At 75.1% G+C, this 19112-nt stretch carries 17 protein-coding genes and 1 pseudogene; 10 read left to right on the plus strand and 8 right to left on the minus strand.

The window, feature by feature from the left end; all coding sequences use genetic code 11:
- Nucleotides 1-4: 4 nt before the first annotated feature.
- A complete protein-coding gene (locus ACWD4P_RS14025) occupies nucleotides 5-1630 on the minus strand; it encodes a PucR family transcriptional regulator (protein WP_449779756.1) in 1626 nt (541 codons plus the stop codon).
- Between the two features lie 147 nt (nucleotides 1631-1777).
- On the opposite strand from ACWD4P_RS14025, the gene ACWD4P_RS14030 reads away from it, so the two are divergent.
- The 4 genes from ACWD4P_RS14030 to ACWD4P_RS14045 all read left to right on the plus strand — a co-directional run bounded on the left by ACWD4P_RS14030 (nucleotide 1778) and on the right by ACWD4P_RS14045 (nucleotide 6482).
- Entirely contained in the window at nucleotides 1778-2374 is a 597-nt protein-coding gene (locus ACWD4P_RS14030; protein WP_359829156.1) for a PadR family transcriptional regulator, read from the plus strand.
- The gene (locus tag ACWD4P_RS14035) at nucleotides 2371-3459 is read left to right on the plus strand and encodes an FAD-dependent oxidoreductase (RefSeq protein ID WP_449779757.1); all 1089 of its coding nucleotides are present in this window, start codon (nucleotides 2371-2373) and stop codon (nucleotides 3457-3459) included. The genes ACWD4P_RS14030 and ACWD4P_RS14035 overlap by 4 nt, the downstream gene beginning before the upstream one ends.
- Nucleotides 3460-3721: 262 nt before the next feature.
- Nucleotides 3722-5350 (plus strand): L-glutamate gamma-semialdehyde dehydrogenase, encoded by a 1629-nt coding sequence (pruA, locus tag ACWD4P_RS14040; RefSeq protein WP_359829158.1) that lies wholly within the window; start codon nucleotides 3722-3724, stop codon nucleotides 5348-5350.
- 202 nt (nucleotides 5351-5552) lie between these two features.
- A complete protein-coding gene (locus tag ACWD4P_RS14045; protein ID WP_359829159.1) occupies nucleotides 5553-6482 on the plus strand; it encodes a proline dehydrogenase family protein in 930 nt (309 codons plus the stop codon).
- A 166-nt stretch (nucleotides 6483-6648) separates the two neighbouring features.
- On the opposite strand, the pseudogene ACWD4P_RS14050 reads toward ACWD4P_RS14045, so the two are convergent.
- Nucleotides 6649-6756 (minus strand): annotated as a pseudogene (locus ACWD4P_RS14050) (Uma2 family endonuclease); the annotation flags it as partial.
- 151 nt (nucleotides 6757-6907) lie between these two features.
- Here ACWD4P_RS14050 and ACWD4P_RS14055 point away from each other — a divergent pair.
- On the plus strand, nucleotides 6908-7600 hold the full coding sequence (locus tag ACWD4P_RS14055) for an RraA family protein (protein ID WP_449779758.1): 693 nt from the start codon (nucleotides 6908-6910) through the stop codon (nucleotides 7598-7600).
- A gap of 66 nt (nucleotides 7601-7666) precedes the next feature.
- On the opposite strand, the gene ACWD4P_RS14060 is transcribed toward ACWD4P_RS14055, so the two are convergent.
- From ACWD4P_RS14060 to ACWD4P_RS14070, 3 genes are all read right to left on the minus strand, one after another.
- Nucleotides 7667-8632 (minus strand): SGNH/GDSL hydrolase family protein, encoded by a 966-nt coding sequence (locus ACWD4P_RS14060; RefSeq protein WP_359829162.1) that lies wholly within the window; start codon nucleotides 8630-8632, stop codon nucleotides 7667-7669.
- A 124-nt stretch (nucleotides 8633-8756) separates the two neighbouring features.
- Nucleotides 8757-10052: a TerD family protein gene (locus ACWD4P_RS14065; RefSeq protein WP_449779775.1), complete on the minus strand. Its 1296-nt coding sequence runs from the start codon at nucleotides 10050-10052 to the stop codon at nucleotides 8757-8759.
- A 172-nt stretch (nucleotides 10053-10224) separates the two neighbouring features.
- A complete protein-coding gene (locus ACWD4P_RS14070; RefSeq protein ID WP_449779759.1) occupies nucleotides 10225-11511 on the minus strand; it encodes a hypothetical protein in 1287 nt (428 codons plus the stop codon).
- Nucleotides 11512-11839: 328 nt separating this feature from the next.
- On the opposite strand from ACWD4P_RS14070, the gene ACWD4P_RS14075 reads away from it, so the two are divergent.
- Nucleotides 11840-12340, plus strand: coding sequence for an SsgA family sporulation/cell division regulator (locus tag ACWD4P_RS14075; RefSeq protein WP_449779760.1), 501 nt, complete (start codon nucleotides 11840-11842; stop codon nucleotides 12338-12340).
- Nucleotides 12341-12410: 70 nt separating this feature from the next.
- Here ACWD4P_RS14075 and ACWD4P_RS14080 read toward each other — a convergent pair whose 3' ends face one another.
- The 3 genes from ACWD4P_RS14080 to ACWD4P_RS14090 all read right to left on the minus strand — a co-directional run bounded on the left by ACWD4P_RS14080 (nucleotide 12411) and on the right by ACWD4P_RS14090 (nucleotide 15702).
- Entirely contained in the window at nucleotides 12411-13841 is a 1431-nt protein-coding gene (locus ACWD4P_RS14080; RefSeq protein WP_449779761.1) for a GAF domain-containing protein, read from the minus strand.
- A 266-nt stretch (nucleotides 13842-14107) separates the two neighbouring features.
- The gene (locus ACWD4P_RS14085; protein WP_449779762.1) at nucleotides 14108-15286 is read right to left on the minus strand and encodes a M48 family metalloprotease; all 1179 of its coding nucleotides are present in this window, start codon (nucleotides 15284-15286) and stop codon (nucleotides 14108-14110) included.
- Complete coding sequence (locus ACWD4P_RS14090) at nucleotides 15283-15702, minus strand: BlaI/MecI/CopY family transcriptional regulator (RefSeq protein ID WP_359826884.1); 420 nt, start codon at nucleotides 15700-15702, stop codon at nucleotides 15283-15285. Before ACWD4P_RS14090 ends, ACWD4P_RS14085 begins: the two co-directional genes overlap by 4 nt.
- A gap of 114 nt (nucleotides 15703-15816) precedes the next feature.
- Between ACWD4P_RS14090 and ACWD4P_RS14095 the strand changes: the two genes are divergently transcribed.
- The 4 genes from ACWD4P_RS14095 (at nucleotide 15817) to ACWD4P_RS14110 (ending at nucleotide 19103) form a co-directional block, all read left to right on the plus strand.
- Nucleotides 15817-16485, plus strand: coding sequence for a DedA family protein (locus tag ACWD4P_RS14095; RefSeq protein WP_359826887.1), 669 nt, complete (start codon nucleotides 15817-15819; stop codon nucleotides 16483-16485).
- A complete protein-coding gene (locus tag ACWD4P_RS14100; protein ID WP_449779763.1) occupies nucleotides 16482-17156 on the plus strand; it encodes a phosphatase PAP2 family protein in 675 nt (224 codons plus the stop codon). Before ACWD4P_RS14095 ends, ACWD4P_RS14100 begins: the two co-directional genes overlap by 4 nt.
- Nucleotides 17157-17360: 204 nt before the next feature.
- Entirely contained in the window at nucleotides 17361-17876 is a 516-nt protein-coding gene (locus tag ACWD4P_RS14105) for a pyridoxamine 5'-phosphate oxidase family protein (protein ID WP_359826892.1), read from the plus strand.
- 105 nt (nucleotides 17877-17981) lie between these two features.
- Nucleotides 17982-19103: a TIGR03364 family FAD-dependent oxidoreductase gene (locus ACWD4P_RS14110; RefSeq protein ID WP_449779764.1), complete on the plus strand. Its 1122-nt coding sequence runs from the start codon at nucleotides 17982-17984 to the stop codon at nucleotides 19101-19103.
- The last annotated feature ends 9 nt before the right edge of the window (nucleotides 19104-19112 follow it).

Genomic DNA, 19112 nt, shown 5'->3' on the forward strand with positions numbered 1-19112 from the left:
CGCGTCAGGTGGAACGGCTGCCCGCGGACCACTCGTCCGCGGGCAGCCGCAGTTGCAGCATCGCCAGCAGCCGCTGCTGCGGCTGGGCGAGGTCGATGCCGGTCAACTGCTCGGCGCGGCGCACCCGGTAGCGCAGGGTGTTGGGGTGGATGTGCAGGGCGTCCGCGGCCACCCGGACCTCGCCGAGCGCGTCCAGCCAGGCCAGCACCGACTCGGCGAGCCGGGTGCCGTGCCGGCGGTCGTACCCGGTGAGCGCGGTCAGCCGCGGGTCGCGCAGGCCGGTGCGCTCCTGGAGCAGCGCGAGCATCTCGCTGACCAGCACCTCCGCCTGGACGTCGATCAGCGCCGCGACGTCGAGGTCCACTCCGCCGCGGCCCATCGCGTCCAGGATGCGGTCCGCCTGCGCGCGGGAGTCGGGCACCTGGGCCAGGCCGTCGACGGTCGAGCCGATCGCGGCGCGCAGCGGGACGCCCAGGTGCTCGCGGGCGGCCGTCACCACCTCGGAGGCCCAGTCGCGCACGGTGGTCATCGGCAGGCCGGGCGGCAGCTCGGGCAGCAGCACGTACACCCGGGACTCGATCGGGGCGAGCAGCGCGCCGCGGTGCCGGGCGGCGGTGTGCACCGAGATCAGGCCGGTGACGTCGGAGCGGTGCAGCGCGTCGGTGGTGTGCGCGCCGTAGGCCAGCACGGTGGCCGGGCGGCGCAGGTCCAGGCCGAGGTGGGTGGCGAGCGACTGGGGGCCGGTGGAGCCCTCCAGCAGGCCGGTGAGCAGGGTCCGGGTGAGCCGGACGTCGGCGGACAGCTCCCGGCGGCGGCGCACCAGCTGGGCGGCCGCGACCCGGGCCGCGCCGACCAGGGCCTGCTCGGCCAGCGGGGCCAGCGGCTGGGCGCCCTCCTGCACCCAGATGGTGCCGAGCGGCTGAGCCCCGGCCCGGATGCCGACCGCCAGGCGGCGGCGCAGGCCCAGCTCGGGGTGCGGCTCGACCGCGATCGGGGCGTCCGAGCTGCGCAGGTGCTGGAAGATGCCCCACTCGCGGAGCTTGGACAGGTACGGCTCCGGGCCCTGCCAGCCGAGGATGGACAGCCGGCGCAGGTCGTCGACCTCGTCGGAGTCGGAGGACCGGGAGTAGGCGAGCACCCGGCTGGAGGTGTCCTCGATCGAGACGATGCCGTTGGTGAGCACGGCGACGGTCTGGGCGAGGGAGAAGAGGTCGCCCGCGTTGGGCTCGGGGGCGCCGGGGGCGTCCGGGGCGTCGGGGCCGGCGATGATCGCCCGGGCCAGCGAGTCGAGGTGCTCCCAGCGGGTCTCCCGGCGCACCGAGAGCAGGGCGACGCCCGCGTCGGTGGCGGCCTCGCGCAGCGCGTCGGCCTGGCCGGGGCCGTCCAGCTTGACGGCGACGGCGGCGGCCCCGGCGCGTCCGGCCGCGCGCAGGGCGGGCAGGGCGGCGCGGCCGCGGGCGCCGATCGCCAGCACGAGCTCGCCGGCGGCGGCGGTCGGCGGGTCCTCCGGGTCGAGGATGGCGACGTCGCGCACCGGCACGTCCAGGCCCTGCGGGGCGGCCTGGAGCTCGACCAGCGGTTCGCCCAGGGACATCAGGAGTTGACGGAGCGGCAGGCCGGGAGTGGTCACGCCGGTCCTCCTTCATCCGCTCGGACAACGGTGTGTGGTTGATTTTAGCCGGACGGACAGAGTTCGGGTTCGTCAGGGCTGAATAGTTGATTTCGACTATCCGGGACCGGATAGTCAGTACCGACCAACCGATGGGGAACGTTCTCGATGGCGAAGCGACGCAAGGTGTCGAACCCGCTGGCCCTCGCGGTCCTGGCCGAGCTCACGATCGAGCCGATGCATCCGTACGAGATGGGGCGTCGACTCAAGGAGCAGGGCAAGGACCGCAACATCAAGTACAACCGCAGCTCGCTCTACATGGTCGTGGAGCAGCTGCGGAAGGCCGGGTTCGTCGCCGAGCGGGAGACCGTCCGCGACACCCAGCGGCCGGAGCGCACCGTCTACGCGCTCACGGCGGAGGGCAGGGCGGAACGCGACGACTGGATGCGCGAGCTGGTCGCCGAACCCCGACACGAGTACCCGGCGTTCGGGGTGGCCCTGAGCCTGTTGGCGGCCCTGCCGATCGAGGAGTCGGTGGACCTGCTGGCCCGCCGGCTGGAGGCGCTGGACGCCCTGATCGACGCCTCGCGCTCCGCGCTGCACGAGGCCGAGGGGACGGGCCTCCACCCGATGTTCGTCATCGAGGAGGACTACGCCCTCGCGCTGCTGCGGGCCGAGCGCCGCTTCACCGAGAACCTCATCGGACAGCTCGGGGAGCCGGAGTTCCGTCGGACCCTGGACGAACACCTGAGGAGGCTGGAATGAACGGGATCCGCACCACCGGAAAGGCCCTGGTCATCGGCGGCGGCATCGCCGGGCCGGTGACGGCGCTGGCGCTGCGGCTGGTCGGCGTCGAGGCCGTCGTGTACGAGGCCTACGGGAGCTCCGCCGAGGGCATCGGCGGAACCTTCATGATCGCGTCCAACGGGCTCGCGGCGCTGGCGGCCGTCGGCCTGGAGGCGGAGGTCGCCGCGATCGGGCAACCGGTCGACCGGATGGTCATCGAGGACGCGAAGAACGCCGTCCTCGCCGAGTTCCCCGAGGCGGCCGGGCGGGTGATGCGGCGCGCCGAGCTGTACGCCGTGCTCCAGCGGCGGCTGGCCGAGCAGGGCGTCGCCGTCCGGTACGGCAAGCGGCTGGTCGGCGTCGAGGAGCGCGCGGACGGCGTCACCGCCCGGTTCGCCGACGGCAGCACGGCGGACGGCGGCCTCCTGATCGGCGCCGACGGCGCCCGCTCCGTGGTCCGCGGGCTGATCGACCCGGCCGCGCCCGGCCCCCGCTACACCGGCCTGATCGGCGTCGGCGGGTACAGCGCGCACCGGTTCGACGGCCCGCGCGGCGCCGGCCTGTCCCTCCACTTCGCCCAGGGGCCGCGGGCGTTCTTCGGCTACTGGGCGCTGCCGGACGGCGCCGGGACCGCCTGGTTCAGCAACATCCCGCAGCCGGAGCAGCTGACCGCGGCGCAGGTCCGGGCGGCGACGCGGGCGGACTGGCTGGCGCTGGCCCGCGCGCGGCACGCCGAGGACCTGCCCGCCCGGGAGGTGCTGGCGGCGGCGGACGAGGAGAGCGTCGAGGTCTTCCCCCGGCTGGAGATCATGCCCTCCGTGCCGCACTGGTACCGCGACCGGATGGTGCTGGTCGGCGACTCGGTGCACGCGCCGTCCAACAGTTCCGGCCAGGGCGTCTCGCTTGCCGTCGAGAGCGCCGTCGAACTGGCCCGCTGCCTGTCCGAACGGCCCGACCCGGCGAGCGCCCTGGCGGCGTACGAGGCGGCCCGGCGGCCGGTGGTGGAGGCCGTCGCGGCCAGGGCGGAGGTGGTGAACGAGCAGAAGGCGGGCGCCGGAGCGTGAGCCGGTCGGGCGGGCCGGGGGCGTGAGCCGGTGGCGCCGGGTGATGCGGGGTGGTGCCGGGTGGTGTGAACGGTGGGGTGGACGGGGGCGGTTCGTGACCGCGGCGTGACCCTGTTCGTCGGGCCGGACAACGCCGTACGGGGGAATTTAGCCGCCCGGCCAATCAAGTGGCCCGGTGGCCAGGAATAGCGTTCGTGCTGTGGTCGGTGCGCAACCCGCGCCGGCAGTCCCCCCGCACTGAACGAAGGAGAGCGTGCGCTCTATGGACGCTGTGACCCAGGTCCCCGCGCCGGTGAACGAGCCGGTCCACAGCTACGCCCCCGGGAGCCCGGAACGGGCCCGTCTGGAGGCCAAGCTGAAGGAGCTGGGCGGCCAGGAGCCGGTCCAGCTGACCATGACGATCAACGGTGAGCGCCGGATGGGCGGCGGCACCGAGATCCACGTCGTCCAGCCGCACAACCACGCGGCTCGGCTCGGCACCCTGCGCAACGCCACCCAGGCCGACGCGCAGGAAGCCATCGACACTGCCCTGGCCGCGGCCCCGGCCTGGCAGGCGCTCTCCTTCGACTCCCGCGCCGCGATCTTCCTCAAGGCCGCCGACCTGCTGGCCGGCCCCTGGCGCGAGACCCTGGCCGCCGCCACCATGCTCGGCCAGTCCAAGACCGCCCAGCAGGCCGAGATCGACACCCCCTGCGAGCTGGTCGACTTCCTGCGCTTCAACGTGCACTTCGCCCGCCAGATCATGGCCGAGCAGCCGATCTCCTCGGACGGCGTGTGGAACCGCAGCGACCACCGCCCGCTGGAGGGCTTCGTCTACGCGATCACCCCCTTCAACTTCACCGCGATCGCCGGCAACCTGCCGACCGCGCCCGCGCTGATGGGCAACGTGGTGCTGTGGAAGCCGTCCCCGACCCAGCAGTTCTCCGCGCACCTGCTGATGCAGCTGCTGGAGGAGGCCGGCCTGCCCAAGGGCGTCATCAACATGGTGACCGGCGACGGCCTGGCCGTCTCCGAGGTCGCGCTCAAGCACCCGGCGCTGGCCGGCATCCACTTCACCGGCTCCACCGCGACCTTCCAGCACCTGTGGCGCGAGGTCGGCAACAACATCTCCGGCTACCGCACCTACCCGCGGATCGTCGGCGAGACCGGCGGCAAGGACTTCCTCGTCGCCCACCCGTCCGCCGACCCGAAGGTCCTCAAGACCGCGATGACCCGCGGCGCCTTCGAGTTCCAGGGCCAGAAGTGCTCGGCGCTGTCGCGGGCCTACGTCCCGGCGTCGATCTGGGCCGGCCTCAAGGACGAGTTCGCCGCCGAGGTCGACGGCCTCACCATGGGCGACGTCACCGACCTGACCAACTTCATGTCGGCCGTCATCGACGAGCGCTCCTTCGCCAAGAACAAGGCCGCGATCGACCGCGCCCAGGCCGACCCGCAGGTCGAGGTCCTCGCCGGCGGCACCTACGACGACTCGGTGGGCTACTTCGTCCGTCCGACCGTCCTCGTCTGCCAGGACCCGTCCAGCGAGTACTTCAAGGACGAGTACTTCGGCCCGATCCTCGCCGTGTACGTCTACGAGGACGAGAAGTACGAGGAGATGCTGGCCCAGATGGAGTCGGTGTCGCCGTACGGCCTGACCGGCTCGATCATCTCCCAGGACCGCGCCGCGGCCCAGGACGCGATGCACAAGCTGCGCTTCGCGGCCGGCAACTTCTACATCAACGACAAGCCGACCGGCGCCGTCGTCGGCCAGCAGCCCTTCGGTGGCGGCCGGGCCTCGGGCACCAACGACAAGGCGGGCGCCAAGCAGAACCTGGCGCGCTGGACCTCCACCCGCTCGGTCAAGGAGACCTTCGTCCCGCCGACGGACTACCGCTACCCGCACATGGGCTGACCAGCCCCTCCGACCAGCAGGCTCCTCCAGTAGCCACCGGTCACCCGCGACGCCCGGTCCCGCAGCCGGGCGCCGCCCGCCGGGGCGGCGGGCCCGTCCGCGCCCAGCGGCACCCTTCTCGGGACGCGCTGCGCGCGGCACCCCCGGTACCGCCGCCCCGGCCCCTCTGCCACCCTTGGAAACACCAGCTCCAGGAGTCACGATGCTCCGTTCCGCCCTTCTCGCGGCCTCCCGGTCCCCGCAGGTCCGCACCGTGGTCGAGAAGTTCCCCCCGACCCACGCGATAGTCGAGCGATTCGTCGCGGGCGACGTCCTCGACGACGCCATCACCGCCACGGACGACCTGATCGCCACCGGCCGCAAGGTCACCCTCGACCACCTCGGCGAGGACACCCAGGACGCCACCCAGGCCGCCGGCACCGCCGAGGCCTACGAGCACCTGCTCAAGGCGCTCAAGGAGACCGGCCTGGCGGCCGGCGCCGAGGTCTCGGTCAAGCTGTCGGCCGTCGGCCAGTTCCTCCCGGTGGACGGCGAGAAGATCGCGCTGGAGAACGCCCGTCGCATCTGCGAGGCCGCCGCCGACGCCGGCACCACGGTGACCCTCGACATGGAGGACCACACCACCACCGACTCCACCCTCGCCATCGCGCGGGAGCTGCGGGCCGACTTCCCGTGGCTGGGCGTCGTGCTCCAGGCCTACCTGCGCCGCACCGAGGCCGACTGCCGCGAGTTCTCCGGCGCCGGTTCGCGCGTGCGCCTGTGCAAGGGCGCCTACAAGGAGCCCGAGTCGGTCGCCTTCCAGGGCAAGCACGAGGTCGACCTCGCGTACGTCCGGGCCCTGAAGGTCCTGATGGCGGGCGAGGGCTACCCGATGATCGCCTCGCACGACCCCAACATGATCAAGATCGCCGGCCAGCTCGCCCAGTGGAACGGCCGCAAGCGGGACTCCTTCGAGTACCAGATGCTGCTCGGCATCCGCCCCGAGGAGCAGCTGCGCCTCGCCGGCGAGGGCAACACCATGCGCGTGTACCTCCCGTACGGCCAGGAGTGGTACGGCTACTTCATGCGCCGCCTCGCGGAGCGCCCGGCCAACCTGACGTTCTTCCTGCGCGCCATGGCCACCCGCGGCTGACCCGCGCGCCCACGAACCGCGGCCCGCACCCCTGACGGGGGGTGCGGGCCGTCCGCGTTCAGAGGAACGGCTTCGTGTCGAGGTCGAAGCCGAACGGCGCGGGGAGAGCGAGCGGTTCCCCGAAGGCGGCCAGGTGGACCTCGGTGTACTCCTCGCGGTGCGGCTTGGGGAGCTCGATGAGGATCTCGCCCTCGATGAGTTCGGACCGCAAGCCTTCGGGTGCGTCCAGGGCCAGGAACAGTTCGAGGAGGATTTCGCTGTCCGTTGTGTTCATGAAGGGCCTCTCGACTGGATGTGTCGAAAGGTACGGGGTGGTGGGCATGGGTGGGGAGGGATGAGCGTGCCGTCACTCGATGGTGTGGGGCCGAAGGTGGGCCTAGGATCTTGCTGCTGGTGAACTGGCTGTTCGAGCCGAGGAGTTGGGGATGCTGAAGGCCTTCGCGGAGCTGTCGACGCCGTTGGTGGCGGATGCGTGCGTGCGGCTCGGGGTGGGGTTGCGGGTGGCGCCGGTGGGGGTGGGGCCGGTGGTGGCCGGGGCCCGGGTGGCGGGGCGGGTGCTGCCGGTGCGGCACTACGGGAGCGTGGACGTGTTCCTGGAGGCGTACGGGGCGGCGCGGGACGGGGACGTGCTGGTGGTCGACAACGGCGGGCGGACCGACGAGGCCTGCATCGGGGACCTCGCGGTGCTGGAGGCGCGGGCCGCCGGGGTGGCCGGGATCGTGGTGTGGGGGCTGCACCGGGACACCCCCGAGCTGCGGGAGATCGGGCTGCCGGTGTTCAGCTACGGGGCGCTGCCGCTCGGCCCGGTACGGCTGGACGACCGCGAGCCGGAGGCGCTGCTGACGGCGAAGTTCGGGCCGCACCCGGTGAGTGCCGGGGACGTGGTGTTCGCCGACCCGGACGGGGTGCTGTTCGTGCCCGGTGACCGGGTCGCGGAGGTGCTGGAGACGGCCGGCGCGATCGCCCGGACCGAGCGCGCCCAGGCCGAGCGGATCGCCGGCGGGGACACGCTGCGCCGGCAGACCTCCTTCGACGAGTACCTGGAGCGGCGCGCCGCCGAGCCGGGGTACAGCTTCCGGCAGCACCTGCGGCGGGTCGGCGGGGCGATCGAGGAGTAGGCGCCGGGGCGGGCGGGCCGTTTCGCGGTCCCGCCCGCCCGCGGGCCGTCGCGGCGGGCGGGCGGGTCAGCCGCCGAGGACGGCGTCCTCGACCAGGGCGGCGGCGTGGGCCTGGCCGGTGGCGTTGGGGTGCACCACGGCGTACCGGAGGGGGAGGACGCTGGTCAGCACGCCGTCGAGCCAGTGGTCGGCGTCGCAGACGCTGTGGCCGGCGCTGGCCGGGTAGAGGTCCACGAAGGCGTCGCCGTGGGCGGCGGCGACCCGGGCGACGAGGGCGTTGAGCGGTTCGACGACCGCGGTGCGGGTCCAGCGGAGGTCCCCGGTGGTGAAGGTGCCGAACTGCAGGACGTTGCCGTACTGGCAGAGCTCGGCGGCCTCGGGGACGAGGTGTGGGTAGCCGACGGTGACGATCCTGGCGGACGGGGCCTTGGCGTGCAGCGCGGTGAGCATCCGGTCGTAGTCGTCGCGCAGCGCGTCGAAGCGGGCGGGCAGGCCCGCGTCGAACTTGTCCTTGCAGGGCGAGCCCTGGCCGAGCTGGAGGGCGCCGAGTTCGATGCAGCTCTTGAGGATCTCGGCGAAGCCGAGGTCGTTGCCGCCGATCCCGACGGTGACCAGGTCGGTGGCCGCGTCGACGCTGTCGATCTGTGGCGGGACGGCCGGGTAGGGGCCGTTCGGGTCGGTGCCGAGGGGTGGCAGCGGGCGGCCGAGCGGGCTCTGGGAGTCGGCGTAGACGCCGTCGGTGGTGGCGCCGCTGCAGCTGACGTTGCGCAGGTCGACCAGGGAGCCGAGGTCGCGGCGGATGATCTCGGGGTAGGACTCGACGGTGCGGGCGCAGCCGTCGCGGGGCTCGGTCTCGGCGCCGGTGGCCTCGATGACCCCGGCGGTGTAGGAGTCGCCGAGGGCCGTCCAGCGCAGGGCGCCGGCGCGGTCGCCGGGCCGGGCGGCGGCCTGGACGGTGGTCGGGGTGATCAGCCCGGCGGCGAGCACGGTGGCGGTGCCGACGACGGCGAGGCGGGACAGGGAGTGTGGCACGGCTCTCCTCCTCGGGGTGCGGGGGAGAGTGCGATTCACCCCCCTGAGAGTCAATCGAGTCGGTGCGTGGACGACTTGATGCCTCGGGAGGGTGAATTCGCGGGCGTAGCAGTGACGTCGGGTGTCAGAGGATCGCGGCGGCGGGCTCGATCATCGCCCGCGCGGTCTTGCCCTCGACGTACTCGCCGACGGCCGTCATCTCCCACTCGCCGCCCGGGCGGCGCACCAGCTTGCACATCATCACGCCGGTGTGGGGTTCGGAGTTGGTGAGGTCGAAGCGGACCAGTTCCTCCTCCGTCCGGGCGTCCAGCAGCCGGCAGTAGGCGTCCCGCACATCGGTGAACTTCTGGCCGGAGAAGGAGTTCACGACGAAGACCAGCGCGTGGACCTCGGCCGGCAGGCCCTCCAGGTGGACGGTGATCACCTCGTCGTCGCCGCCCTCGCCGCCGACCAGGTTGTCGCCGGAGTGGGAGATCGCGCCGTTGAAGATGTTCAGCTTCATGAACCAGGCCGTCTCCAGCCGCTTGTGGCGGGCGTCGAAGGCGAGGCAGGAGGCGTCCAGGTCGATGTCCCGGCCGCGGGCGGCGGACTTCCAGCCGAGGGCCATCCGGACGGAGGAGAGGAAGGGCCGGCCGTTCTTGACCAGGGAGACCGAGCTGCCCTTGACCAGGTTGACCCGGCCCTTGTCCAGGGTGATCCGGCCGGGGGCGGCCGGGGCCGGGGGAGCCGCGGGCGGGGTCGGGAGGGTGTTCTGGCCGGTGGCGAGGGCGATCCGCGGGTCGACCGGAGCGGCCGGGGGCGTGGGCGGGGCGGCCGGCGGGGCCGGGAGCTGGACGGTCCGGTCCGGTGAGGCCGGCGGCGCGGCGGGCGCGGCGGGCGCCGGGGCTGGGGCCGGGGTCGGAGCCTGAGCCGGAGCCGGAGCCGGGGAGTCCTCGACGGTGACGCCGAAGTCCGTGGCGATGCCCGCGAGGCCGTCGGCGTAACCCTGGCCGACCGCGCGCACCTTCCAGGCTCCGCCCCGCAGGTAGACCTCGACCACGATGAGCGCGGTCTCCAGGCCCAGCCGGGGCGGGGTGAAGGTGACCAGCACCTCGCCGGTGTCGGCGTCGCGGACGGTGGCGGTGGGCTCCGTCCCGGCGAAGGTCGAGACCTGGTCGGCGGGGCTCGCGGTGACCACGATCTTGGTGATGCCGGCCGGGACGGCCCGGGTGTCGACGGTGATCGCGTCGGGGGTGCCGGCGGTGGCCGGGCGGTGGCTGACGCCGGGGCCGTTCGGGGCGTTGAAGAAGACGAAGTCCTCGTCCGAGCGGACCTTCCCGGCCTCGGTCAGCAGCAGGCCGGAGACGTCCAGCGCCTTGGGCGCGGTAACCTCGACGGTCACTCGCGCGGCGGTCAGCGGTGCGTTGCCGCCTTGGGTCAGGACGGTGGACACGGACTCCTCCTCGGGTGCGGAACGGCGGCCCGGCCGGGGCCGGTTGGGGGCGCCGGGTCGGGTGCTGCCCACAGTAACGAACGAGGGTGCGGGGATGAGCCCGTCCGAATCGCCCTGCGGCCGGATCGTCGGAGGACTGTTACACCCGGCCGTCGGCAGGTCAGCGCGCGGTGGTGCCCGCGATGGTGGCCGCGGTGGCGGTCGGCACGGGGAGCGACGGCTCGGCGGTCGGCGCCGGAGCCGGGCCGAAGCCGCCGAGCGCGGCCACCGCGCGGGGGCGGTCGAGGGCGAAGGCGGAGACGTTCCAGCTCTCCGCCGGGGCCGGCCCGCGCCCCGCGCTGGACGGCTCGGCGGCCGGACGGGCGCCGCGCACGCCGAAGGTGTAGTGGCCGGGCCGGACGTCGGTGCCGGGCGGGGTGGTGAAGCGGTGGACGACGGTGCCGCGCTCCTGCTGGGTGGTCACCACGGCGCCCGGAAGGTCGGTCCAGACGGTGCCGGGCCCGGGGGCCGACTCGCCCGGGGCGAGCCGGAACTCGGCCTGGAACGCGGTGACCGGCTCGGTGACGTCGAGGGTCAGCTGGTGGCGCAGGCCGTCGCGGCCGAGCGGGGAGACCTGGCCGGCGCCGGTCAGCGCGCGGTCGGTGCCCGGGGCGATGCGGTCGGTGCCCGGGGCGATCCGAGGAACGCCCGGGGCGATCCGGGGGCCGCCGGCGGGGGTCGCGGTCGGGGTGCCCGGGTCGCCGCCGGAGTCCGGGAGGGGCATGGCGGGCGGCGGTGCCGGGCGGGCCGGCCCGGCGGCCCCCAGCCCGGGCACGGCCGACCCGGGGGTGGGCTGCGGGCGGTCGGAGCCGGCCGGGGCGTAGGGCTGCTTGGCCTCGGCGGGCGGGGTGGACACGGAGGGGGAGGGCGAGGGGCCGGCGGCGGCCGGGGCGCCGGCCTCGGTGCCGGTGAGCTGGGTGCCGGGGGCCGGGGCGTCCTGCCCGGCCGAGGCCTGGCCGCCGGTCTGGGGCATGCCCGGGCCCGCCGGGTGGAACGCGGGTGGGCTGACGGCGACCGGCGCCGGCCCGGAGGGGCGGGAGGAGGGGTGCGTGGACGGGTGCGTCGAGGGCCGGCCGCCCAGGGGGCGTCCGGCGGAGGGGGCGGGCGACGGGCCGTCGGTCGGGGTCTGCGCGGAGATCGCCTCGGCCTCGTCGGTGGCGCCCGGGGTGGGCGGCGGGGTGGTGCCGACCCGTGCGACGCCGGCCCGGCGGCCGATCCCCTGCTGCTCGTTCAGCAGCAGGGTGGTGGCGATGCTGATGCCGACCACGGTGGACATCGCCATCGCGGCACCGGAGAAACGCACGGTGGGCAGCCGGAACAGGCCGCCGAACGGGCGCGCCCGCCCGTGCCGCCCCTGTCGTGCGGGCTCGTGCCGCACGTCCCGCGCGGTGTCCTCGCGCCCAGCCAACGGACCCCTCCCTCCCCGAAGCCGCCGTCGCGTCGCCGTATTCTCCCACGCGTCGCCGCCGGGCCCGGTCCCGGCCGTCGAGGGCCGGTTCCGCGCGGGCCCGCACGGGGGAGGGGGCGAGCGTACCAGCGGGTGACCGCGTTCCGGTCGGTCCTGATCAACTTCACGGAAACCCTTTCCATGCAAGGAAGTTGACGTTCCGTCTGACAAGCGCGGTAAGGGGCTGTTGCCCCGGACGGGGGTTATTGCAACCCCCTTGCAACCCTTGCCCGCCGGGTGCGGCGTGACGCAGGCTGAGGGCATCCCACGCCGTCCCGGAGAGACCGTCATGTCGCTCGACCCGCTGTCCGCAGCCTCCAGTGCACCCCTCGCCGCCACCCCCACGGGCGGCGATGGGGACGGCTCCACCGCCGCTCCGGCGGCGGTGGAGGAGGTGCTGACGCTGCGGATCTCGCTGGGCGAGGAGGTGGTCGGCGAGGTGCGCACCCGGTTCCGGTTCACCGCCGAGCGCCCGTACGAGGTGCTGCTGACCTTCCACCTCGGGCGGCCGGACGAGGCGGACTGGGTGTTCTCGCGCGAACTGCTGCGCGACGGCCTGCGCGCGCTGAGCGGCCAGGGCGACGTCAAGCTGTGGCCGGCGTACTGCCCCTGCCACGGCGCGACGCTGCACCTGGCGCTCGAATCCCCGCACGGCAGCGCGCTGTTGGAGGCCTCCAAGCCCCGGGTGCAGGCCTGGCTCGACCGCACCTACGCGCTGGTCTCCGAGCACCAGGAGCGCCGCTGCGGCCCCACTGACGCGGAGCTGGCCGCGCTGCTCGCGAAGGGCTGAGGGCCGCCGGGGGGGGGGCGAGCCGGCGCCCCGGCGTCAACGGTGCCCCGGCGTCAGTGACGCCCCGCCGTCAGCGACGCCCCGGCGACTCGGCGGCGCACGGCGGCGGGAAGCCCGGCGCGCCGGGCAGCCGGGCCGTCCCCGCGTCCAGCGCGGCCCGCAGCCGCCGGACGGCCGGGGCCGAGGAGGCGGGCAGCAGGTCGTACGGGTCGTCCGGCCCGTCCACCGTGACCAGCACCGACTCGGCGATCCGGTACGGCCGGTGGGCCAGCAGCCCGCCCAGGTAGCGGCGCAGCCTGGACAGCTCGGCGCGGACCGTCACCGTCCGGCCCGCGTCGCCGAACAGCGCCTCGGCGAGCTGGGCGGCGGTGCTGCCCTCGCGGCCGGTGGCGAGCAGGAGCAGCAGTTCGGCGTGGCGCGGGCTGAGCGGGTGCGACCAGCTTCCGGCCGCGCCCCGGACGGACAGCTCGGGGCGGTCCGGGCGGCGCAGGTCGAGCCGCAGCCGGGCGCCCTCGGCCTGTTCGGCTCCCACCGTGCCGGAGCCGTCCTCCTCGGGCGGCCGGACCGGGCGCACCAGCCAGCCGTCGGCGAGCGGCTCCAGCGCGCACTCGCCGAGGCCCGGCACCCAGTGCACGGCGGCCGGGGCCCAGCCCTCGCTGGGCACCCGCAGTCTGCTGGGCGGCGGCAGCCCGGCCGCGGCGGCGGTCCAGCCGGCCGCGTCCACCACCAGGGCCGGGCCGCCGAGCCGGGCGAGCAGCGGGGCGGCCAGGGCGCGCAGCTGGTGCAGCGCCTCCAGCCGGTGGGCGCGCAGCTCGGTCTCGGCGAGCCGGGCGGCGGTGGCGGTGAGCTGGAGCAGGTACGGGCGGACGCTGTGCGCGGGGCCGCTGAGGTTGATGGCGCCGACCAGCTGTCCGGTGCCCGGGTCGCGCACCGGTGCGGCCACGCAGGTCCAGGAGTGGTGGCTGCGCAGGTAGTGCTCGGCGGAGTGGACGAGCATCGGGCGCCGGGTGCGCAGCGCGACCGCGATCCCGTTGGTGCCGACGCTCTCCTCGATCCAGCGGGCGCCGGTGGTGAAGCCGATCCGGTCGGCGCTGCGGCGCAGGCCGCGCTCGCCCTCCTGCCAGAGCACGTGGCCCTCGGCGTCGGCGACGGCCAGCAGCAGCGGGGGCGCGCCGCCGGCTTCCAGCAGGGTCTCGCGCAGCACCGGCAGGACGGTGTCCAGCCCGCTGGTGCGGCGGCGCTGTTCGATCTCGCCGGGGCCGAGCAGGACGGCGGCGGCGCCGGTGTCGGGGTCGAGGCCGAGGCGGCGCAGCCGGGCCCAGGAGTCGCCGATCTCGGGGCGGGGGTCGAGCGGGCCGGGACCGCCGGCCCCTTCGGCGGGGGCGGTCAGTTCCCGGGCGGCCGCGTCGGCGAGGGTGCGGTCGTGGACCTTGGCCAGTTCCGTCGCGGTGGGCGGGGTGCGGCGCTCGGGCCGTCGGGACTGCCGTCCGGTCTGCCGCACTCGCTTCGCTCCTCGCCACCGTTCGAGGACGCGTCGGGGCCGACGCGCTGACGAAAGCGTACGGGGGCGGTGGGCCGCTGGGGACGGGGTCCGGCAAGTCCGCGTACCGGGCGGTACGGAACGCGGCCCCGTCCGCGGGGCCCGTTGCCGTCCGGTCGCGCCGGGACCGGACCTCGCCGGAGCGGGACCGGACCCGGACGGCGCGGGACCGGACCCGGACGGCGCGGGACCGGACCCGGACGGCGCGGGACCGCCCCCCGTCGGGGTCAGTGCCGCGGGCCGGAGCCCTGCTGGGCCGCCTCCACGGTGTGGTGCAGGTCGGCGGTGGCCTCCAGGGTGGCGCCGGTGCTCAGGGCGAGGCAGGCGGCCAGGGCCACGGCGGCGGCGCGCAGCCAGGTGCCGGAGGAGGCGGCCGGGCGGGGCTGGAGCAGCGCGGCGACCCGGCGCGGGACCGGGCCGGAGTGGGCGGCGGCGACCGTCCGGGGGCGGGCCGGCCAGGGGGAACGGCTCGCGGCCAGGGCGGCCCGGCCGACGGCGCGGGCGGTGACGGCGCGGTCGCCGACCCGGGCCGCGGCGACCTCGTCGGCCCAGCGCTCCAGGTGGTACCCGAGGGGGGTGCGCAGCGGGCGGAGGGCCGGGTGGACGTGGGCGGCGTGTTCGGCGAGGGCGAGGAAGAGGTGGTGGCGGGCGGCCAGGTGGGCCCGTTCGTGGGCGAGCAGGGCGGAGCGTTCGGGGCCGCTGAGGGCGCGCAGCATGCCGGAGGTGACCACGATCCGGCCGGGCTCGCCCGGTCGGCCGGGGCGGCCCAGGCGGCCTGGCAGGGCGAAGGCGTCGGCGCACTCGTCGTCCAGGACGGTGAGCGGGTGGTCCGCGGGCCGCAGCAGGGTGGCGGGCCGCAGCAGGCCGACGCGCCGGAGGAGGGCGGTCGGCCAGGCCGAGGGGCGTGACCGGCGCACGGAGGCGCTCGGGGGGCGCATGTCCGGATGCTGGGCAGAGGAGGGGGCGCGGCCCGGTCGGCGGGCGCCCGGCCTGTCGGCGGGGTGGCCGTCGGCGAGACCGGGGGAGGGCTCCGCGTGGTGTCCGTGGCCCGGGAGCGCGGCCCGGGCGGTGCGCAGCTCCCGCAGCCGCCGGCCGGCGGTGCGCACCGCCAGCGCGATGAGCGCGAGGAGTGCGAGGGCCGCCAGCGAGGCCGCGAACGGCGCGTCGGGCGCGGCCGAGGTGAGCCAGGGCAGCGAGAGGTGGCCGAGGGCGGCGACCGGCGGGAGCTGGAGCAGGCCGGCGGTGGCCAGCAGGCCGAGCGAGCAGACGGTGCCGCCGGCCAGGACGGCGGAGCTGCCGGCCAGCATCCAGGCGGCGGCCCGCGGCGGCAGCGCCTCGGCGAGGCGGCGGGCCAGCGGGGCGGCGAGGAAGGGCAGCAGCAGGGGGACCCAGACGGCGAGCATCATCGGCCGGCCGCTCCCGGTAGGTCCCGCCCGGTCGGGTCCGCGTCCGGGGCGCCGTCGCCGAGGAGGTCGCGCAGCAGCTGCTCGTCCTCGGCGGAGAGGTCGGAGACGAAGCGGGCCAGCACGGTGGAGCGGTCGGCCTCGCGGCCGAGTTCGGTGTGCATCCGGCGGGCGGCGAGCCCCGCGGTGTCGTGGACGGTCGGGGTGTAGGCGTAGGCCCGGCCGGCCCGGGTGCGCTCGACCGTCCCCTTGTCGAACAGCCGGGCCAGGATCGTCGCGATGGTGGTGCGGGCGAGGTCCCCGCCGAGCGCGGCCTGGACGTCCTGCGGCGTCATCGGCTGCCGGGCGGACCAGAGGGCGGCCAGCACCTCGGCCTCCAGCTCCCCGGCGGGCCGGCGGGCGGACGGTACGTCGGGCATGGCGGCGCTTCCTCCAAGTTTCGTCTACAGTCATGTAGACCGTCTACGTCACTGTAGACGGTCGGGCGGGTTCCGGTGCGAACCGCCCTCCAACGTACGGGAGGTCCGTCGCCCTTGCTCCAGTTCCTCGCGGATCCGGCCGCTCACCTCGCGGTGAACCCGCTGGACGCGTCCTCGCTGCTCGCCGCGTTCGGCGCGCTCGGCATCGCCGCGGTGCTGTTCGCCGAGACCGGACTGCTGGTGGGCTTCTTCCTGCCCGGCGACTCGCTGCTGTTCACCGCCGGCCTGCTCTGCGTGCCCGGCGCCACCAAGGGGCCGCAGCTGGAGCTGTGGCAGGTGCTGCCCGCCGCCCTGGTCGGCGCGATCGGCGGGGCCCAGGTCGGCTACCTGATCGGCCGGCGCGGCGGCCGGGCGCTGCTCGCCCGGACCAGGCGCAAGAGCCTGCTGGAGGGCGTGGCGCGGGCCGAGGAACTGCTCGCCAGGTACGGCCACGGCAAGGCGATCGTGCTCGCCCGGTTCATCCCGGTGGTCCGAACGGTGCTGAATCCGCTCTGCGGCGTACTCGAAGTGCCGGTCCGCTCGTTCACCCTGTGGCAGGTGGCCGGAGGCGTGGTCTGGACGGTCGGCGTGGTGTTCGCCGGGTACGGGCTCGGATCGTCGATCCCCGGCATCGACCGATATCTGCTGCCGATCATCGGTCTGGTAGTAGTTGTCTCCGTGCTCCCCATTGTTCTCGAACTGTTCCGTGCCCGTAAGGCGCGACGTCACGGAGGTGACATGTGACTGCCTCCCGGGCGCTCGCCGTGTACGACGGCAGCGGAATCGACGGCGGCCTGTACACCCGCGTCAACGGCTGGGCGCAGTCGGCGCCGCACTGGCTGGACGAGCTGATCAAGGTCTGGTCGGCGCTCGGCCTCGGGCTGTTCGCGGTCTTCATGCTCTACGCCTGGTGGCGGGCGCGCGGCGCGGACTCGGCCGTGATGGCCCGGGTGCTCGCCTCGCCGGTGATCGTGGTCGTCGCGTACGCCGTCAACTCGGTGTTCAAGGGCATGGTCGAGGAGATCCGGCCGTGCGCGCAGATCCCCGGCAGCGTCGCACTGGAGACCTGCCCGGGCACCGGGGACTGGTCCTTCCCGAGCAACCACTCGGTGATCGCCTTCGCCGCCGCTGCCGCGCTCTGGTTCGTCGACCGGCGGCTCGGCTGGGTGGCCGGCCTGTTCGCGGTGCTGATGGCCGCCTCCCGGGTCTGGGTCGGCGTGCACTACCCGCACGACGTGGCGGTCGGCGCGCTGGTCGGCCTGCTGGTCGCGGTGGTGCTGGCGCCGCTCGCCGGGCGCTGCGGTCCGCTGGTGGACCGGATGCGGGCGAGCGCGCTGCGGCCGCTGCTCGGGCCCGGGCGGCCGCAGCCGCTGGTGAACCACGGCCATTCGGCGTACCGGGCGCAGGGGCACTGACCCCGGCCGGCCCGCGGCCGGTCCCCGTTTGCGCGGTTTCGCGGCCAAGGCGCTCCCCAGTCCTGTCCGCCCCGCCCCTTGTCCGGTTTCGGACGACGGGTGGAGCATGTGAGCCGGGCGTGGAGCCTCCTCCGGGAGGCGCCCGCCCGGCTCAGTCGTGCTCGGGCGCGCGGGCGCCGGGCGTGCCAGTGGAGGGAGTGCCGAATGCCGTACCGACTCGACATCACGCAGGGGGACTGGCCGGGCGACCTGCTGCACAAGGGCGTGGAGGGGCTGCTCGCCGAGGCCATGGTGCTCACCCTCGCCACCGCGGGCCACGAGCACGGCCCGCACGCCAATCTGGCCTTCTTCGCCCACGACGACGACCTCGTCCTCTACTTCGTCAGCGAGCGGTCCACCCGGCACAGCCACCACCTGGCGGAGGAGGCCCGGGCCGCCGCCACCGTCTTCCTGCCGCCGCCGGTGTTCGGCGAGCAGCTGCGCGGCCTCCAGCTGTCCGGCAGCGCGAGCGAGGCCTGGGGGCGGCAGGCCGAGGCGGCGCTGGCCGCCTACCAGGGGCGCTACCCGGCCTTCGCGCAGGACGGGGAGACCCGGCGGCAGTTCCTCACCGGCGGCGGGGCGGCGGCGCTGTACCGCTTCCAGGTGGAGGAGCTGACGGCGGTGGACGAGCCGAACTTCGGGCGGCGCAACTACCTGCGGGCGCGGGTGGTGCGGTCGTAGCGTCGGGGCCCACGGAGTGGGTTGTCTGTACAACTTCCCAGGTGGTTCATCTTCGGGACGGACCTCGTACGCCCCTCGGACACCTGGGCGCATCAGCCTGGACGCATGAGAGTCATCGTCGTAGGAGCAGGCGTGCTCGGCACCATGCACGCCTGGCAGGCCGTCGAGCGCGGTCACGAGGTCGTCCACCTGGAGCGCGAGGCGGAGGCCCGCGGCGCCTCGGTGCGCAACTTCGGCCTGGTCTGGGTCAGCGGCCGGGCGCAGGGCGAGGAACTGGACACCGCGCTGCGGGCCCGCGAGCTGTGGGAGTCCATCGGCTCCCGCGTCCCGGACCTCGGCTTCCGCGCCAACGGATCGCTCACCGCGATCCGCACCGAGGCCGAACTCGCCGTCGCCGAGCAGGCGCTGACCCTGCCGGACGCCGCCTCCCGCGGCTACCGGCTGCTCGACCCGGCGGAGACCCGCGCCGTCAACCCGGCCCTGCGCGGCAAGCTGCTCGGCGCCCTGTGGTGCGAGCGCGACGCCGCCGTCGAACCCCGCACCGCCCAGCCCGCGCTGCGCGCGTACCTGGAGTCCACCGGCCGGTACACCTTCCTGCCCGGGCGCGAGGTGCGCGAGGTCGTCGGCGAGAACGCCGTCCGCGACGACCACGGCGACGTCCACACCGGCGACCTGGTGATCCTCTGCACCGGCGCCTGGCTCGGCGGCCTGGTCCGCGAGCTCGCCCCCGCCCTGCCGGTCCGCCGGGTGCGGCTCCAGATGATGCAGACCGACCCGCTCGGCGAGGCCCTGACCACCTCCGTCGCCGACGGCGACAGCTTCCGCTACTACCCCGCCTTCGCCGGCACCGCCCTGGACCGGCTGCGCGAGACCCAGCCGCAGCCGCCGGTCGCCGCCGAGCACAAGATGCAGCTGCTGATGGTCCAGCGCCGTGACGGCGGCCTGACCATCGGCGACACCCACGAGTACGACCAGCCGTTCGGCTTCGACGTGGTCGAGGACCCGTACGACCACCTCGTGGGCGTCGTCGAGGAGCTGCTCGGCCGCCCGATGCCGCGGATCCGCCGCCGCTGGGCCGGGGTGTACGCGCAGTGCGTCGACTCCACCCGGGTCGTCCACCGCGAGCGCGTGCGCGACGGCGTCTGGCTGGTCACCGGCCCCGGCGGCCGCGGCATGACCTGCTCGCCCGCCATCGCCGAGACCACCGCCGAACTCGCCAACCTGTAAGGAACGTTG

The organism is Kitasatospora sp. NPDC002543 (assembly GCF_053594915.1).

Excerpts from the sequence above, each read along its gene's own strand:
- ACWD4P_RS14030 (WP_359829156.1), top strand. The coding sequence starts at position 1,778 with ATGGCGAAGCGACGCAAGGTGTCGAACCCGCTGGCCCTCGCGGTCCTG.
- ACWD4P_RS14035 (WP_449779757.1), top strand. The coding sequence starts at position 2,371 with ATGAACGGGATCCGCACCACCGGAAAGGCCCTGGTCATCGGCGGCGGC.
- pruA (WP_359829158.1), top strand. The coding sequence starts at position 3,722 with ATGGACGCTGTGACCCAGGTCCCCGCGCCGGTGAACGAGCCGGTCCAC.
- ACWD4P_RS14045 (WP_359829159.1), top strand. The coding sequence starts at position 5,553 with ATGCTCCGTTCCGCCCTTCTCGCGGCCTCCCGGTCCCCGCAGGTCCGC.
- ACWD4P_RS14055 (WP_449779758.1), top strand. The coding sequence starts at position 6,908 with ATGCTGAAGGCCTTCGCGGAGCTGTCGACGCCGTTGGTGGCGGATGCG.
- ACWD4P_RS14075 (WP_449779760.1), top strand. The coding sequence starts at position 11,840 with ATGTCGCTCGACCCGCTGTCCGCAGCCTCCAGTGCACCCCTCGCCGCC.
- ACWD4P_RS14085 (WP_449779762.1), bottom strand. The coding sequence starts at position 15,286 with ATGATGCTCGCCGTCTGGGTCCCCCTGCTGCTGCCCTTCCTCGCCGCC.
- ACWD4P_RS14090 (WP_359826884.1), bottom strand. The coding sequence starts at position 15,702 with ATGCCCGACGTACCGTCCGCCCGCCGGCCCGCCGGGGAGCTGGAGGCC.
- ACWD4P_RS14105 (WP_359826892.1), top strand. The coding sequence starts at position 17,361 with ATGCCGTACCGACTCGACATCACGCAGGGGGACTGGCCGGGCGACCTG.
- ACWD4P_RS14110 (WP_449779764.1), top strand. The coding sequence starts at position 17,982 with ATGAGAGTCATCGTCGTAGGAGCAGGCGTGCTCGGCACCATGCACGCC.